At 47.3% G+C, this 12522-nt stretch carries 21 protein-coding genes and 1 pseudogene; 15 read left to right on the top strand and 7 right to left on the bottom strand.

Going from position 1 to position 12522, the window contains the following annotated elements:
* Positions 1-817 precede the first annotated feature (817 nt).
* From ACJ8QF_RS23965 to ACJ8QF_RS23990, 6 genes are all read left to right on the top strand, one after another.
* On the top strand, positions 818-1105 hold the full coding sequence (locus tag ACJ8QF_RS23965; RefSeq protein ID WP_442537915.1) for a hypothetical protein: 288 nt from the start codon (positions 818-820) through the stop codon (positions 1103-1105).
* A 46-nt stretch (positions 1106-1151) separates the two neighbouring features.
* Positions 1152-1406: a hypothetical protein gene (locus ACJ8QF_RS23970; protein WP_258090783.1), complete on the top strand. Its 255-nt coding sequence runs from the start codon at positions 1152-1154 to the stop codon at positions 1404-1406.
* A gap of 106 nt (positions 1407-1512) precedes the next feature.
* Positions 1513-1824, top strand: coding sequence for a hypothetical protein (locus ACJ8QF_RS23975; RefSeq protein WP_258090784.1), 312 nt, complete (start codon positions 1513-1515; stop codon positions 1822-1824).
* 847 nt (positions 1825-2671) lie between these two features.
* Positions 2672-2854, top strand: a complete 183-nt coding sequence (locus tag ACJ8QF_RS23980) for a type II toxin-antitoxin system HicA family toxin (RefSeq protein WP_442537916.1) — start codon at positions 2672-2674, stop codon at positions 2852-2854.
* A gap of 53 nt (positions 2855-2907) precedes the next feature.
* Entirely contained in the window at positions 2908-3315 is a 408-nt protein-coding gene (locus ACJ8QF_RS23985; RefSeq protein ID WP_442537917.1) for a type II toxin-antitoxin system HicB family antitoxin, read from the top strand.
* A 177-nt stretch (positions 3316-3492) separates the two neighbouring features.
* Positions 3493-3735 (top strand): hypothetical protein, encoded by a 243-nt coding sequence (locus tag ACJ8QF_RS23990; protein WP_442537918.1) that lies wholly within the window; start codon positions 3493-3495, stop codon positions 3733-3735.
* Between the two features lie 99 nt (positions 3736-3834).
* On the opposite strand, the gene ACJ8QF_RS23995 is transcribed toward ACJ8QF_RS23990, so the two are convergent.
* Complete coding sequence (locus ACJ8QF_RS23995; protein ID WP_442537919.1) at positions 3835-4173, bottom strand: hypothetical protein; 339 nt, start codon at positions 4171-4173, stop codon at positions 3835-3837.
* A gap of 268 nt (positions 4174-4441) precedes the next feature.
* Here ACJ8QF_RS23995 and ACJ8QF_RS24000 point away from each other — a divergent pair, with 268 nt between their 5' ends.
* Positions 4442-5344 carry a ribosome-inactivating family protein gene (locus ACJ8QF_RS24000; protein WP_442537920.1) on the top strand — a complete coding sequence of 301 codons (903 nt, stop codon included), beginning with the start codon at positions 4442-4444 and terminating at the stop codon, positions 5342-5344.
* A gap of 31 nt (positions 5345-5375) precedes the next feature.
* Complete coding sequence (locus tag ACJ8QF_RS24005) at positions 5376-5687, top strand: hypothetical protein (protein WP_442537921.1); 312 nt, start codon at positions 5376-5378, stop codon at positions 5685-5687.
* Between the two features lie 36 nt (positions 5688-5723).
* Here ACJ8QF_RS24005 and ACJ8QF_RS24010 read toward each other — a convergent pair whose 3' ends face one another.
* From ACJ8QF_RS24010 to ACJ8QF_RS24035, 6 genes are all read right to left on the bottom strand, one after another.
* Entirely contained in the window at positions 5724-6506 is a 783-nt protein-coding gene (locus tag ACJ8QF_RS24010) for a Rha family transcriptional regulator (protein ID WP_442537922.1), read from the bottom strand.
* A gap of 50 nt (positions 6507-6556) precedes the next feature.
* Complete coding sequence (locus ACJ8QF_RS24015) at positions 6557-6706, bottom strand: ash family protein (RefSeq protein WP_442537965.1); 150 nt, start codon at positions 6704-6706, stop codon at positions 6557-6559.
* A 327-nt stretch (positions 6707-7033) separates the two neighbouring features.
* Positions 7034-7282, bottom strand: coding sequence for a hypothetical protein (locus ACJ8QF_RS24020; RefSeq protein ID WP_442537923.1), 249 nt, complete (start codon positions 7280-7282; stop codon positions 7034-7036).
* Between the two features lie 40 nt (positions 7283-7322).
* Complete coding sequence (locus ACJ8QF_RS24025) at positions 7323-7970, bottom strand: ParA family protein (protein ID WP_442537924.1); 648 nt, start codon at positions 7968-7970, stop codon at positions 7323-7325.
* Between the two features lie 152 nt (positions 7971-8122).
* Positions 8123-8533 carry a hypothetical protein gene (locus ACJ8QF_RS24030; protein ID WP_442537925.1) on the bottom strand — a complete coding sequence of 137 codons (411 nt, stop codon included), beginning with the start codon at positions 8531-8533 and terminating at the stop codon, positions 8123-8125.
* 104 nt (positions 8534-8637) lie between these two features.
* Positions 8638-9276, bottom strand: coding sequence for a helix-turn-helix domain-containing protein (locus tag ACJ8QF_RS24035; protein WP_442537926.1), 639 nt, complete (start codon positions 9274-9276; stop codon positions 8638-8640).
* A 123-nt stretch (positions 9277-9399) separates the two neighbouring features.
* Here ACJ8QF_RS24035 and ACJ8QF_RS24040 point away from each other — a divergent pair, with 123 nt between their 5' ends.
* The 7 genes and pseudogenes from ACJ8QF_RS24040 to ACJ8QF_RS24070 all read left to right on the top strand — a co-directional run.
* Positions 9400-9888, top strand: a complete 489-nt coding sequence (locus ACJ8QF_RS24040; RefSeq protein ID WP_442537927.1) for a hypothetical protein — start codon at positions 9400-9402, stop codon at positions 9886-9888.
* Positions 9885-10322, top strand: a complete 438-nt coding sequence (locus ACJ8QF_RS24045; protein WP_442537928.1) for a hypothetical protein — start codon at positions 9885-9887, stop codon at positions 10320-10322. The genes ACJ8QF_RS24040 and ACJ8QF_RS24045 overlap by 4 nt, the downstream gene beginning before the upstream one ends.
* On the top strand, positions 10319-10549 hold the full coding sequence (locus tag ACJ8QF_RS24050; RefSeq protein ID WP_442537929.1) for a hypothetical protein: 231 nt from the start codon (positions 10319-10321) through the stop codon (positions 10547-10549). The genes ACJ8QF_RS24045 and ACJ8QF_RS24050 overlap by 4 nt, the downstream gene beginning before the upstream one ends.
* Positions 10546-10950 (top strand): Ref family recombination enhancement nuclease, encoded by a 405-nt coding sequence (locus ACJ8QF_RS24055; protein WP_442537930.1) that lies wholly within the window; start codon positions 10546-10548, stop codon positions 10948-10950. Before ACJ8QF_RS24050 ends, ACJ8QF_RS24055 begins: the two co-directional genes overlap by 4 nt.
* 2 nt (positions 10951-10952) lie before the next feature.
* Positions 10953-11279, top strand: a complete 327-nt coding sequence (locus tag ACJ8QF_RS24060; protein ID WP_442537931.1) for a DUF1064 domain-containing protein — start codon at positions 10953-10955, stop codon at positions 11277-11279.
* A 403-nt stretch (positions 11280-11682) separates the two neighbouring features.
* Complete coding sequence (locus ACJ8QF_RS24065) at positions 11683-11862, top strand: hypothetical protein (protein WP_442537932.1); 180 nt, start codon at positions 11683-11685, stop codon at positions 11860-11862.
* Positions 11863-12174: 312 nt separating this feature from the next.
* Positions 12175-12321, top strand: a pseudogene (locus ACJ8QF_RS24070) (DUF1391 family protein); the annotation flags it as partial.
* Positions 12322-12522 lie beyond the last annotated feature (201 nt).

A 12522-nucleotide genomic window follows, 5' to 3' on the forward strand; every position in this document is an offset into this window, starting at 1 on the left:
TGGCGCAGAAGTCATTAGACGAACAGCGCGGAGCTATACAAAATAACCTGATAAAAATGCTAGGCGCAGATGAAATCAAGCGTCTCGGCGTGGCTGGTTTTAAAGAGCTGGTAGATCGTGAGCTAGGCCGCTTAAGGCGAATTGCGGCAGACCCGCCAACATGATCCCATCACTATTTCCATTAGTTCAACAGCGTGGCCCACAGCCGCGCTAAAGGCGATCCAGCCAATCCTCAAACTGTGCAATAAATGCACTCCCGCCCCACTCAATTTTCTGAATTTTCGCTCTCATTGGGTAGCGTTCACCGTGCTAGGTTAGTTATCCACATTTAAATGCATGTAGGGCCTAACATTCAAAGCATCTATAGGAAATACATGCAAAACTACTTCCCTATGGGTTTTCTATTACATAAATATATTTACCTTTTACGTCCCACTACGTGGGGATAATGTCCGCCCTTGCAGCGGCCAATGGCCGCGCCGGTTCGGAAATCGGCGCAAGCGCCTCAAAGGTAGCTCCCAGGCGCACGCGCCCGGGCAAATCGCTGAATATTTCTTTTGTCTCCGACCGGAAACACATTTATAGCGTTAATGCCGAGCCATGAAAGGCGCTTACCAGGAAGAGGGGGCAAATTCGGCCCCTGTGGCCAGCTGTGAGCATTCAGCGAAAAATCGCGAACGTTCCTGGCTATTGAAGCAGTAGCCCATATGAGCGTTCTACGCAGCAGGAAAGCCGGTCTAAGAGAAAGTTAAAACTTGTATGTTAGGACAAAAAGTCCTAATGTATATTCATCGGTAATAAATCAAATGGATCACAAATGACTGATGCAAAAATAAAAGCGGCTCAACAGGACGCTATTGCGAAAGGGCTAAACCCTAAAACACTTCTCCCATATGTGGCCGGCTGGGAACGGCCAACAGGTGACGATATGCGAATCATCATGACGCTAGCCGGCTTCACCGGTTCAGCTGCAGGGAATTACGCCGGCGTTGAAGGGCGGACAATCAGAAAGTGGATCGCCGGCGCACCTGGTCCAACTTATGCCGGTTGGTGCTTGCTTGTTTATGCTGCAGGCCTTGGCATGATACCGCCAAATCACAAATGATAGGTTTGAAATATACAAATCGGAGGTTTGTTTAATGAGCGGCATAATGTTGAAGCGCAAAGGGCGAGCCGACTTTATGGACATGTTTTCCGCCGGCGCCTTTTCCAAAGTTGTGGCCACAAAGAACGAGTTTGACCGCTGGCAGCTGTTCGGCCTGTGTGCTGCTGGAAACATGGCGGTGTTTGTAGAGAAAGCGCGCGGCGGCGTCCGAGAATGGTCCGGCCTGGATTACCTGGCGGAGTTCTGCGGGAAGATGGGGATCGAGCGCTGGGAAGTACACGCGCGCCGGATTAATAATTAAATAATTAAAGAAATCTTTAAAATAAGTCTTGCAGGGTAGGAAAAAAAGTCCTAGTATATCTCTATCGGCCGGGCATACCGCCAAGGCCAAACCGGAGATAAACCCGATGAATAACAAAGAAATCGCACAAACTATCCTGAGTCAACTCGGCGGCAACCGTCTTATTGCAATGACCGGCGCGAAAAATTTCGTGGCCATCGAGAGAGGGCTGCAGTTCGACCTCCCGAAAAAGGCGCATTACGTTAAAAACGGCATCACGCGCTTGCATATCGTTCTTGACGCCTCAGACACATACACCATCAAGGCGTTTAAAATTCGAGGGATGAACGTTACAGCGGTAAGTGAAGACAGCATGATCTATTGCGATGTGCTGCAGGCGACTTTCACTCGCTTAACCGGTTTAGATACACATCTGTGATTAAGGCCCCTCCGGGGGCTTTTTTTTTGCCGTTTTTATTTGTACTGGGGTTGTACGCCGGAACCCCAGAAAATTCCGTCACCAAAGCTAAAGACCATATGATTTGCATGACGTTGAATAAATTACGGGTTATGTGACGACTTTCAGCGTCAGAATCGTTGTTTTAATGATTGTCACTCAACCGGTCGTTTGTGTGATAGCCCCGCTGTTGCTGAACACGGAAAAATCCAGGTTTGCGGCGTAGAACCCCTGTACTGTATAAAAATACAGTTATTTGGGGCGGTATGGGATTTCTTACGATCGGCGGTACGGGCTACCTGTTTCAAAAACTAGGTGAGGAACTGCCTAAATTGCCTTTTTATTATTGTGGGGGATCCTTTGTGATACATCCGACGTCCTCTGGATGTGTTGTTTATCATTGGCAGGCGGCCCGCTGGCAGCTTTACAACGATCTGGTATACAAAGATCAGAATGAGGCTTTTAATCACGTCTATGAGGCGGAGAGCGCGCGCTCGGATAAACTTGAAAGAGCGATTAGGGATAAGTGATTAAAATAGGCGTTAGGCCGGGTTTTTGCCCTCAAATCAGAAACGCTATTTTGATAACAAATTAGCAACAATCATTAGCCCGGTTTTCAGGCTCTAAAACCTGCCCTTTTACCTGGTTAGTGTTGTTTCCGCGATGAGTACCAATCGCGCACGGCGCTTAACGGCCATTATGTTAAAAAGTCCTCAAATCGCTGAAATCTTCTTACTTGAACAAATATTAATACCCACCGTGGGTATTGGTGTTGACGGTGGGTATAGATCAGGGTATAATTACCTCGATTTTGACTAAGAGAGGGAAAATGACAAGCGATGAACTAATAAAGAAAGTAAAGGCGAACGGTTGGGATTTGGTGCGGATCAATGGGTCACATCATATTTTCGAGAAATCAGGGGAACCCCTACCGTTAGTAATTCCGCATCCGCGCAAAGATATGGCGATCGGAACGCTCAATAAAATACTAAAACAAGCAGGTCTGAAATAACGTAGTAAAGCGGTCCCCGGGCCGCTTCTTTAAGCAAACCAAAAGGTGCAACCATGAAATATCCAATTTATCTACATCAGGCAGACGACGGATCGTTTTCCGGTTTCGTGCCAGACGTGATCGGTTGTTACTTTGCTGGCGATACTATAGATGATGCCATTACGGATGCATCAAACGCGCTCGATGCTTATTTTGAGTATACGAGTGAAAAAGGCCAAGCGCCCGCAGAAGCTAAAACAGTAGCTGACCATCTTCATGATGAAGATTGCACAGGTGGAACCTGGGCTTATGTCGATATGGATTTAACGAAGTACGACGGAAAAGCAACAAAATTAAATATCACAATGCCGCAGTTTTTATTGGCTCGCATTGATGATTTTGTGAACTCACATCGTGAGTATCATAGTCGTAGCGGGTTCTTAGCTGAACTGGCACGACGTGAGCTAGCGAAACACTCGTAAGTCATAATTTTTTTCTTTCTTATCAAAATCAGGAAAGCCCGCCTTGTGCGGGTTTTTTCTGTCTTGATTTAAATAATTAAAGAAATCTTTAAAACAAACCTTGCAGTGTAGGAAAAAAAGTCCTAATATATCTCTATCGGCCGGGCATGACGCCAAGGCCAAACCGGAGATAGACCGATGACTTTAGATGTGACGATTCTTGGCACTAAGCGCTTTAACCTAGTATCCCGTGGTAATGATATGACGCTTGTGTTTGATGAAAAATTTGAATGGTGGGAAATGCATACGGATAACGCCTCCCATCGTGCCTATCGCGGCCTGGGCGTTCGAATTTTTAACACCTTGGCGGAAGTCGAGAAAGCATATAAGAGCTGGCGCGGTATAGGCGCGTTAGTTAATAATCTTGATTTAAATAATTAAATAAATATTTAAAAGCCCGCCAATTGCGGGCTTGATGCTTTATATGAGGCTGTGACACGTCACGCTAAAAAATGTGACGCGTCACAGGGGCTTTATTACCTAAAGACCTACGTTCTTTGCTGATTCCCCAGCATTACACCCTATCCGGTAAGCGGATCCAATCTGGACGTATTCAGCGCGTTCTATACCTGATAACTTTTGCGCCTGCAGGTCGAACTGCTTAATTTTATTGCGACAGGTTGCCGGCTTACCTTTGTAGGCATCGCGCGCCCCACGCCAGCACATATCAAAAAGAACATCTGGGCTTGCTGGCCCGTTCCCGCTGGCCATTGTGTTACATGTGCCATTAATACGCATTTCAAGCATAGCGGTGTTTTTTGCGTGTACTGCAGGTGCCAGGAGCATCGCCAGGGCGGCGGAAATAATAACTCTTTTCATTATTGTGTTTCCTTTCAAAAAATCGCCACTCTTGGTGGCTAAGTAAGCAATAAAGGCTACTGTGTAACTTTATTGAAGCTGAGTGATTAGATAAGAAACTTTTGTAGATTGAATATCAATCAATTGTTTTTTTGTCGATGCTGTTGCATTTTATTTGATCTGAATTTTGTGATCAAATCTATGTTTTTGACAGTGATTTAAATTTTTATGGATGTGCATTTTTTTTGGAGATATAGTTCGATTCTGAGTTTTATAATAAAGGGTGTATATGTTTAAAAAACTGTTTGGTATACCATTGATTATTGTTTCAATATTTAGTGGGGCATGTAATGCTAGCAATACTTACATGATGGATTTTAGTACGCCGGCAAAATATGTGTCTTCGTTAAATAACATAAGGAAAGACTTAGGTAGACCTCTTTCTAATATTGGGAACTCACAAGCGCAAATATTCGAGCTCTCTCCTCAAGCTGTGGGGAGCCGAGATGGTATTATAGTGGCTGTTCGCGGCATTGACTATCATGGTGATGACGAAATAACACCTGTTAGCTTTGTATTGGATCCAACTAATTTATATGTGGCTGGGTTTATAGCAAATAATATCTATCACCGTTTCTCAGATACGGCAGAAATTAATGCGCCTGGTGTAAGTAGTACAATTCAAATGAATCAGGAATCATCATACACAGCCCTTCAAAGGGTGGCAAATATGCCTCGCAATGGAATGGCGATAAATAGAGCTGTTCTTTCAGATGGTTACGCGCAATTGGCTAGATTCTCTGAAAGCAGTCTTAATCAAGAGACAGCAAGGGCAATGCTACGCTATATAACTGTAATTCCTGAAGCTTTACGTTTTAGACAAATTCAAAGAAATTTTCGACCTTCGTTAGATTTAGGTGGTGAAGGTTATGTTATGGGTGATTCGGATATTGGCTTGACGCTAAATTGGTCAGGAATAAGTTCAACTCTTAACTCTGTAGATGAAATTGAATCCCCAGGCATCCGTGTTGGTGCTATTGATTTGCCCAATGCAACAGCTATTCTTGCAACAATTGCCATTTCATTAAATTGCAATGCTAATTATCGAACGGCGGGGGAATGTTCTGTTAATGATTCAGTTATCATAGATAAGGTTGTTTGGAATAAAAAGGAAATAGCTGCTTTTCTTTAAATGTTATTTGGATCTATAAATGGAGTTTAACATGAAAACTAGTATTAAAATTATCGGCGCCATTGCCATTTCGGCTTGTTCTTTGTTGGCACATGCGGGTGAACTACCTGAAAATCGCGCTTTTGGTTATGTGACATCTATTAATGTTAAGCAAGGGGATTATAATGACTTGGCCCAAGTATTTGTTACTACATCCACAGGTAATACTATAGAGTGCAATGAAAGGGTTTCTGGGAATAACCGAAGTCCTAACTTCATAGAGGTTGCAAAGTTATCTATGATTTTCCATTATAATGTAAGTACGCCATATAATGAACAGTGCAATCTAAAAGTAGCAATCTAAAAGTTCAACCCGCCGCTAACGGCGGGTTTTTTATTTTTAGCTGCTATTTTTAGATAATCTAGTTATTCCTGCCTGTAACATTGTTGCTAGCACATCAACACTAATCACCCGTTCAACAACAGCTTTCATGCATTCCGAATCGGTTGGCATGATGTACACGGCGCCAGGTGGCAGGATTTTAAATTGCGGCTCGAGCCTGGCGCTAAATGTCAGCTCGGCCTTGATACCATGCAGCAGATCCGCCAGGAGGCCCGAGGCGGCCTTGTTCACATCTACCGGGTCCCAATCTGCCATGCTTATCTCGTTCTCTTCTGCGAACGTCCTACAGTCCGCCAGGACGCTTAACACATAATCGCGGGCCTCGTTCCGATATGCCGGCGCCGCTTTAAATTGTTCGTGTTCCTGGGCGCCCTTTGCGGCGATCTCCTGCAGCTGCTTTTGCTTCACCTGGTCGGCTTGTTTCTGCTGCCTGGCCAGCTCCTCGGCCATCATGTTAAAGGCTTTGATGTAGGCGATCTTAATGGCCATCGCTTTCTTGCCGGTGAAGCCCATCACCAGGAGCATAAAGCCGTCTTTGGTCATACGGTAAATTTTCGAATCGCGCTGGCCACCTTTGCCAAAGGTCACTTTTTGATTATGAGCTGAAAAGTTAGCTGATAAAAAATCAGACGGTACTTCTAACGTCTCAATGCGCTGCATAACGTTTTTGTGTTCGCGGGTGAAGGCTTCAGCAACGGCTAATGATGTGGTGATCAGTTGGCCGTTCTGTGCTGTGATGAAATGCTCAGGGGTGGCTAAAAGCGGGTTTTGAGTTGTCATGGTGAGTATCCTGTAAGCGTTTTAAAATCACCGCCAGAAGGTCTCAATCTTTAACTGGTGGTGAGCTGTATGGGGTTGAGACTACCGGGCTTACAGGAAACCGGCCATCCTTGCGGATGCCCCACACAGCCCACCATTGAGGTATAGCTATGCTCAGCGCATAAAAAAACCGCTAACGCGGCATATGCGCCTGTAAGAATTCCGGGGTCTCAATCCCGGTCGCAGATTTTGCTACGACGTGGGAAAGATACCGCCTGGCCATCCTGCGCGCAAGTGGAAACATCGGCGCAATTCTGCGCCGATAATAATTTAAGCTGATTTACCCAGGCAGCGGATCAACATATCGCGCAACCATGCCGGCCGGTTGGCCAGGAGCGAGCATAGGGCGCCCGCCTGCAGTGATGGGAGGTCAGTTAGACGTGTTTTCAAAAGTTGGTTATATTGTTGCTCAGACATTATAACTATCTCCGTAGTTACTTGTGTCAGTAACGGCCGGGCCGCAATCCCGGCCGTTACACCTTTAAGCCTTAACCGTGTTTTTGTTTGTACTCGGCAAAGGACCTTTCTAAAAGCTCTTTCATGCTTAAATTGTTCATTGTTGCGAACGTTTTGTAATCAGTGAAAAACTCAGGGTCAACGTTAAAATTCATTGCCTTGCCGCCGTTGGACACCCTACCCGCTTTTGCCGTTGTCTCGATGCCGGTTGCGGTCTGGTCCAGGGATGGAGCAATGCCCTTCCCTTTTGGCTTGTTAGCTGGTTTCGATGGGCCTGCCATACTGATGCTCCTTTAAATATTTAATTATTTATTTAAATCTTTAATTTGTTAAATGTTCCAGCCGATCAATGATGCCCTGGACAACCTTGTCCGCCCTTTCACGCGGCGCGACATATGCGCATTCAATGATGCTGCGGCCGAGGTCCTGCGTTTTGCTGAGCGCTGGTTTTTGTGGAATGTAACCATCAATCATAAAATAAGGGGTCTGGCCTATGTATGCTCGGGCGTCCTCATAGTCCTGCGCGTTCTCGGCTACGGCACTGAATGCGATCGCCAACTTGTTGATAGGGATGCCGGCTTGCACCAGGCTGTTAGCCGTATTCACGGTGGATTCCAAATCATCGAGGCTAAAGCGTGTAGGGATAACCATTAGATCAACCATGTGGGCGATCTCGATAGTCGATTTTGACGCGAACGCGGCGCAGTCCAGCACAACCATATCCCACGAACCGCTTTCGATTTTCTTCTTCACCAGGGACGGCGCCCCGAATGACTGGACATCGAAAACAGGCTCGATGTTGTTGGCAATACGCCGGCGCATCCAATTGGCCATAGTGGCCTGGCCGATATCCAGATCAGCGCCAAGTACGGTCCAATCTGATTTTGCATAAGAGACGCCCAGGGCACGCGCCAGGGTTGATTTTGAAACTCCGCCTTTACCGGAGGCTAAAGCTACTGAAAGGGTCATTGTCGAAGCTCCTTTAAATATATATTTAATTAAAGATTTAAAGATTAGATGTATTGGAGCCTATCGCAAGGAAGGTTGGGTGTAAAGAGTGTTATAAATATTTATTTAAATAAATAATTAAAGATTGCGGGCGACATACGGCCCGCATTCAACTATGGAGATAGCACTATGTTTTTTATTTCTTTAATATCAATTTCTTGGCTTTGAACTAGTGAGAGTAAAGCCTCTGCTAGATCTTCGGATTGATCTTCTTCATCCAGTGCTCGCTCAATAATCGCGCAGGCTCCGATGTTTTTGGCAACCATGCGAAGCATCGAGAAAGTTAAAGAGGGGATATCCTCGATCATAATTCGGAACCTATCTATTTCGATTTCTTGTTCTAAAATCAACGACAGCCCCGCCTCAAGGTATTCCTTTTGAACTCCAACCACATCGTTAGAGCCCGTAATAATTACATTGTTTAACAATTTAATTAGAATAGATTCCAACGCTTTGTTTTTTGACAATATATCATTCGATATCTTGGTGTAGTTTAAATAAGAACTATTATCATGTCCTTGCATAATGACCTCTTTGGGCTTATTCCATTGCTGCGAAATGTGGTTATAAATTCATTTTGTGGTTGATTTTGGCCTGAAAAATGCACGACTCCCTGCCGTGCTAATGATTACCGCCAGACCCCCACGAAAACGACACGACCAAATACCGAAAGGTCATCATTTTCCTCAGTGATATGTGCCGGAGGAAAGTGGATGTCTTTCGTCGCGTAGATAATAAACCCTTGTTTACCTATTTCTTTGCGTGCCGCTCTAATTAGGATTCTTCCAGTATCAGCTCTAAATGCATAAATGTCTGTTTCTGTTACTGATGTTGCAGAAGTGTCTACTAATACGTTGGCACCTTTAGGAACCTCTTCGAGAAGATTATCTGGAGATTCGATTAGAGCTAACTTTGCTGGAGACAAGCCTTTACTGTTGAGCAATGCATTATTGAATGCCAGTGGATCCTCTATGGTTGTCGTCTTCCCAGCTAAGAAAGGATCGGCAGTAGAGAATGCCAGGGCGTCTGTATCGCCTTCATAATCAGTTAGCCCTGCTAGATAAGCCGCAGAAGTCCTATAAATATTTGCCAATCTTCTGATTGCACCTAATGGTGCCTGCCTAATTCCAGCCTCATAGTTTTGTAAGGTACTGCGCGGTATACCTGTTTCGTTTTGCACATCGATCACGCTTTTCCCCGCGTGATTTCTCTTCTGCTGCAACCGCAAGCCGATAACCTGCGTTATTTGTTCGTCTCTAGTTTTCATTCCGCACCCTTACCCAAATTGCAGTTAGGTTACTACAAATTGTAGTTTTGTATAAATTTTTTGCTTGTAACAACCTCAATTTGTGGTTATTTTTAAATTAAGTGTGGTTTGTGAGGGCGGGCCGTGACTCTTTCGGAATGGATTAAACTGCAGGGCGGGATTAAAAAGTGTTCTGAAAAACACGGTTTCTCACCGTCGGCGCTGGGGGCTTGGTCACGTTTAGAACGGTTCCCCAACCCCGATAACCAGGAGCGGATTATCGAGGCTACAGGCGGCCTGGTGGCGATCAATCAAATGCGTGAATTATTTCTAAGTAGCAAGAACGACAGCGAAATTAAGACACTGCGTCCGCGCCGTCTGCAGGGGTCGCTGATGGTCCGCGACCTTGGCCGCTTGAAAAAAATTTTTGATGAGCTGGAGCTGCCGGCGTATCGATGCAACTTGAACGGCCCCGGGATTGTCGCTCGCTGGGCAACGACAAACGTAACGGTTCAAGAAGTCCGAAATGCCGTGTTGGCGCTGTGGGATGTAGGCCGTGACGCTGGCAACGTTGAAGAAATTCACACGGCGATCCGCGAGGCCCGCCGTCTCTCTTTGAGAGGGTTATCATGATGATATTGGCGTTTATCGGTGGCCCTCACAGCGCGCAGGAAACTATGGCGGCTCAATTGGCCAAAGACCTGAAAGGGTGTTTCCGGGTTGAGCATGTGAATAACGACGCCAATAATTGGACGCCGGTAGAGAAGTGCGACAGGTTGCGCCGTGCGCTCTCAACTCGCAAAGCTAGCGACCTGGTGATCGTGGTTACTGGCATCACCCTACAGCGCGAGCTGGATTTTTTGCGCTATCGAAAGGCAACAATCTGCATCCCCCACGCCCCCCTACACAGACTTTTTGACGACAATCCGATCATGCCTGCAGACGTCTTTGTCTGTAGCCGTCCCGGCGCCCTGGATACCCCGCAGAAACGAAAAAAATACATCACCCCAGAGGAGGCTTTCTCCGCTTGCTATAGCCGCCTGCGTGGCTTTAAGGGGGCTGTATGAGCTATGTAATCGGCGCCGCGCGTTATTGCTCTAACCCATCATTCTGGCGCTTTCTGGCGGCGGAAACTAATACGCCAGTAAACGACAAAGAGGCGGCGGCTAACCAGCTGCGCATCTTGTGCGGCATCAAGTCCCGCAGCGAGCTGAACAGCAACCCATACGCACGAACGGCTTACGCCGGCCTGATCACTCGATTTAACGATTTTTTGCGGAGAGAGCGCCAATGAACGGCCGCACGCCAACCAAAAAGGAGCAGCTTTATATCACGGCGGTGATTCAGTTTGTTGGCTGCATTGCCTGCCTGCTTGATGGCCGCGAAGTTGAAAACCCGGGCGCGTGGACTGAATTCCATCACGATCCCGATTTTGGTAGCACGTCCCCGAGTTGCCATTTTCGGGGCTATGGCGCCTGCGCTGCGCATCATAGAGGCGTGACGCCCCCAGGCGCTCGACTACCTGCAGGCTTTGCGGTTCGCCACCCTGTGGGCAAGCCAAGCGTTAAATTTGCCGAGAAATACGGCACAGACGCTTATTTGTGTGCGCTGACGTGGGAGCGTTTACCGCAGAGCGTGAAAGACGAAATAGGGTTCGATCTCAGCCTGGGCGAAATACCGCCAGAGGCCAAATAACAATGCTGAAATATTCGAAATTACGCCAAACACCAGGGAAGTACGGAAATAAAAAAACGGTTGTCGATGGCTTCACATTCGACAGCAAAAAAGAAGCTGCCTATTACGGCCAGCTCAAACTAATGCAGCGCGCCGGCGATGTAGTGATGATTTTGCGGCAAGTGCCGTTTCATCTGCCTGGCGGCGTGAAATACGTTGCGGATTTTATGGTTTTTTATGCCTCCGGCATTGTTGAGGTTGTCGATGTTAAAGGCGTTCGCACTGCCGAGTATCGAGTAAAGAAAAAGCTGATAGAGCATCACTACCCGATCACCATTATCGAGGTTTAGCTATGCGCCCTCATGAGCTGGACGCCGTTCTGGAGCAGTGGGCCAGATGGATCCGAGCTGATGGCTATGGCGGCTCAACGTTCGGGTCAATGTTGGAAATGATGATGGTTACGGGCTGCACGTTTTCAGGTGGTGGCCGTGGCCAGGCACTGTGGACGGTTGAGGCAGATGTGGAGGGAGCAGTCATGGCCCTGGCCGCAGCTAACCGGCAAGCCGCAACGGTTATCAGAATAGAGTACGGGGCGTGGGATCTGGGGGGCCTCGACAAAAAAGCCAGACAGATAGACAAAGCCCACGCCCTTTTTATGTCGCTGAGCACGTACAAACGGCGCCTAGCAAAGGGCCGCGAGTTTATAGCGGCATGGTTGAGTAAACGACGAGCCGAGGCTCGATAGGGGGAGTAATGGAAAAACGCCGCCTTGCCGACGACAGAACGGCAATCCAAGACGCGATAGATATTTTAACGAAACTGACCGACGGCCATTCCCTGCGAATGGTACACGGGGTTTCTACGCGGCAACTGACTGCCGCCCGCGACGAGCTGGCGAAAGTGCTGGCCGGGTTGGGCCACTATGCGCAGTAACCGCCAGGAGGCGAGGGAAGCCGGCGACGTTAAGTTTTTAGGCCGCGTGTGCACCAAGTGCGGCGGGAATATTCGGTATGTGCGGAGCGGCTTTTGTGTTGATTGTCAGTTGAAAACCAACAGAGCGGAACGTGACGCCAGGAACGCGCCAACATCGTTTAGAAATCGCGTTTTTGTTATAGGTATACCGCCCGGTTTAAAGAAATAAATAATTAAATAAATCTTTAAGCATCACTTGATGGTTAGGACTAAAAGTCCTATTGTCTTTTCACCGGCCGGGCATACCGCCAGGGCCAAACCGGAGATAGACCGATGAAAAATACCACTTACGACCTGGGCAATAACGAAAGCGTTAGCGTTGGTGTTTTCCCTAACAGTGACGGCACTTTTACCGCAATGACCCGCACCAAAAGCAAGCCATTCAAGACTGAAACCGGCGCCAAGAACTGGCTAAAGCGCCAGCTGGCTGGCAAGCCTGCAGTCAACAAATTCCGCCTTCAATACCGTGTGTGCGGCGTGTGGGTGAACGGTAACACCTTTCCGACAAAGCAGGGCGCCGAGACGTGGGGCGCCCGCGAATGCCGCAGCATGACGCGCTATGACGGCTATCAGGTTGTTCCGCTGCGGTAAATACCGCCAGGCGCGCCCGTCATGCCGGCG

Origin of the sequence: Serratia sp. CY81684, from assembly GCF_052166595.1 — a bacterium.
Classification (GTDB): domain Bacteria; phylum Pseudomonadota; class Gammaproteobacteria; order Enterobacterales; family Enterobacteriaceae; genus Serratia; species Serratia nematodiphila.

What these genes read in the sequence shown, in the direction of transcription:
- ACJ8QF_RS23965 (WP_442537915.1), top strand. Translation starts at nt 818, where the DNA reads ATGACTGATGCAAAAATAAAAGCGGCTCAACAGGACGCTATTGCGAAA.
- ACJ8QF_RS23970 (WP_258090783.1), top strand. Translation starts at nt 1,152, where the DNA reads ATGTTGAAGCGCAAAGGGCGAGCCGACTTTATGGACATGTTTTCCGCC.
- ACJ8QF_RS23975 (WP_258090784.1), top strand. Translation starts at nt 1,513, where the DNA reads ATGAATAACAAAGAAATCGCACAAACTATCCTGAGTCAACTCGGCGGC.
- ACJ8QF_RS23980 (WP_442537916.1), top strand. Translation starts at nt 2,672, where the DNA reads ATGACAAGCGATGAACTAATAAAGAAAGTAAAGGCGAACGGTTGGGAT.
- ACJ8QF_RS23985 (WP_442537917.1), top strand. Translation starts at nt 2,908, where the DNA reads ATGAAATATCCAATTTATCTACATCAGGCAGACGACGGATCGTTTTCC.
- ACJ8QF_RS23990 (WP_442537918.1), top strand. Translation starts at nt 3,493, where the DNA reads ATGACTTTAGATGTGACGATTCTTGGCACTAAGCGCTTTAACCTAGTA.
- ACJ8QF_RS23995 (WP_442537919.1), bottom strand. Translation starts at nt 4,173, where the DNA reads ATGAAAAGAGTTATTATTTCCGCCGCCCTGGCGATGCTCCTGGCACCT.
- ACJ8QF_RS24000 (WP_442537920.1), top strand. Translation starts at nt 4,442, where the DNA reads ATGTTTAAAAAACTGTTTGGTATACCATTGATTATTGTTTCAATATTT.
- ACJ8QF_RS24005 (WP_442537921.1), top strand. Translation starts at nt 5,376, where the DNA reads ATGAAAACTAGTATTAAAATTATCGGCGCCATTGCCATTTCGGCTTGT.
- ACJ8QF_RS24010 (WP_442537922.1), bottom strand. Translation starts at nt 6,506, where the DNA reads ATGACAACTCAAAACCCGCTTTTAGCCACCCCTGAGCATTTCATCACA.
- ACJ8QF_RS24020 (WP_442537923.1), bottom strand. Translation starts at nt 7,282, where the DNA reads ATGGCAGGCCCATCGAAACCAGCTAACAAGCCAAAAGGGAAGGGCATT.
- ACJ8QF_RS24025 (WP_442537924.1), bottom strand. Translation starts at nt 7,970, where the DNA reads ATGACCCTTTCAGTAGCTTTAGCCTCCGGTAAAGGCGGAGTTTCAAAA.
- ACJ8QF_RS24030 (WP_442537925.1), bottom strand. Translation starts at nt 8,533, where the DNA reads ATGCAAGGACATGATAATAGTTCTTATTTAAACTACACCAAGATATCG.
- ACJ8QF_RS24035 (WP_442537926.1), bottom strand. Translation starts at nt 9,276, where the DNA reads ATGAAAACTAGAGACGAACAAATAACGCAGGTTATCGGCTTGCGGTTG.
- ACJ8QF_RS24045 (WP_442537928.1), top strand. Translation starts at nt 9,885, where the DNA reads ATGATGATATTGGCGTTTATCGGTGGCCCTCACAGCGCGCAGGAAACT.
- ACJ8QF_RS24050 (WP_442537929.1), top strand. Translation starts at nt 10,319, where the DNA reads ATGAGCTATGTAATCGGCGCCGCGCGTTATTGCTCTAACCCATCATTC.
- ACJ8QF_RS24055 (WP_442537930.1), top strand. Translation starts at nt 10,546, where the DNA reads ATGAACGGCCGCACGCCAACCAAAAAGGAGCAGCTTTATATCACGGCG.
- ACJ8QF_RS24060 (WP_442537931.1), top strand. Translation starts at nt 10,953, where the DNA reads ATGCTGAAATATTCGAAATTACGCCAAACACCAGGGAAGTACGGAAAT.
- ACJ8QF_RS24065 (WP_442537932.1), top strand. Translation starts at nt 11,683, where the DNA reads ATGGAAAAACGCCGCCTTGCCGACGACAGAACGGCAATCCAAGACGCG.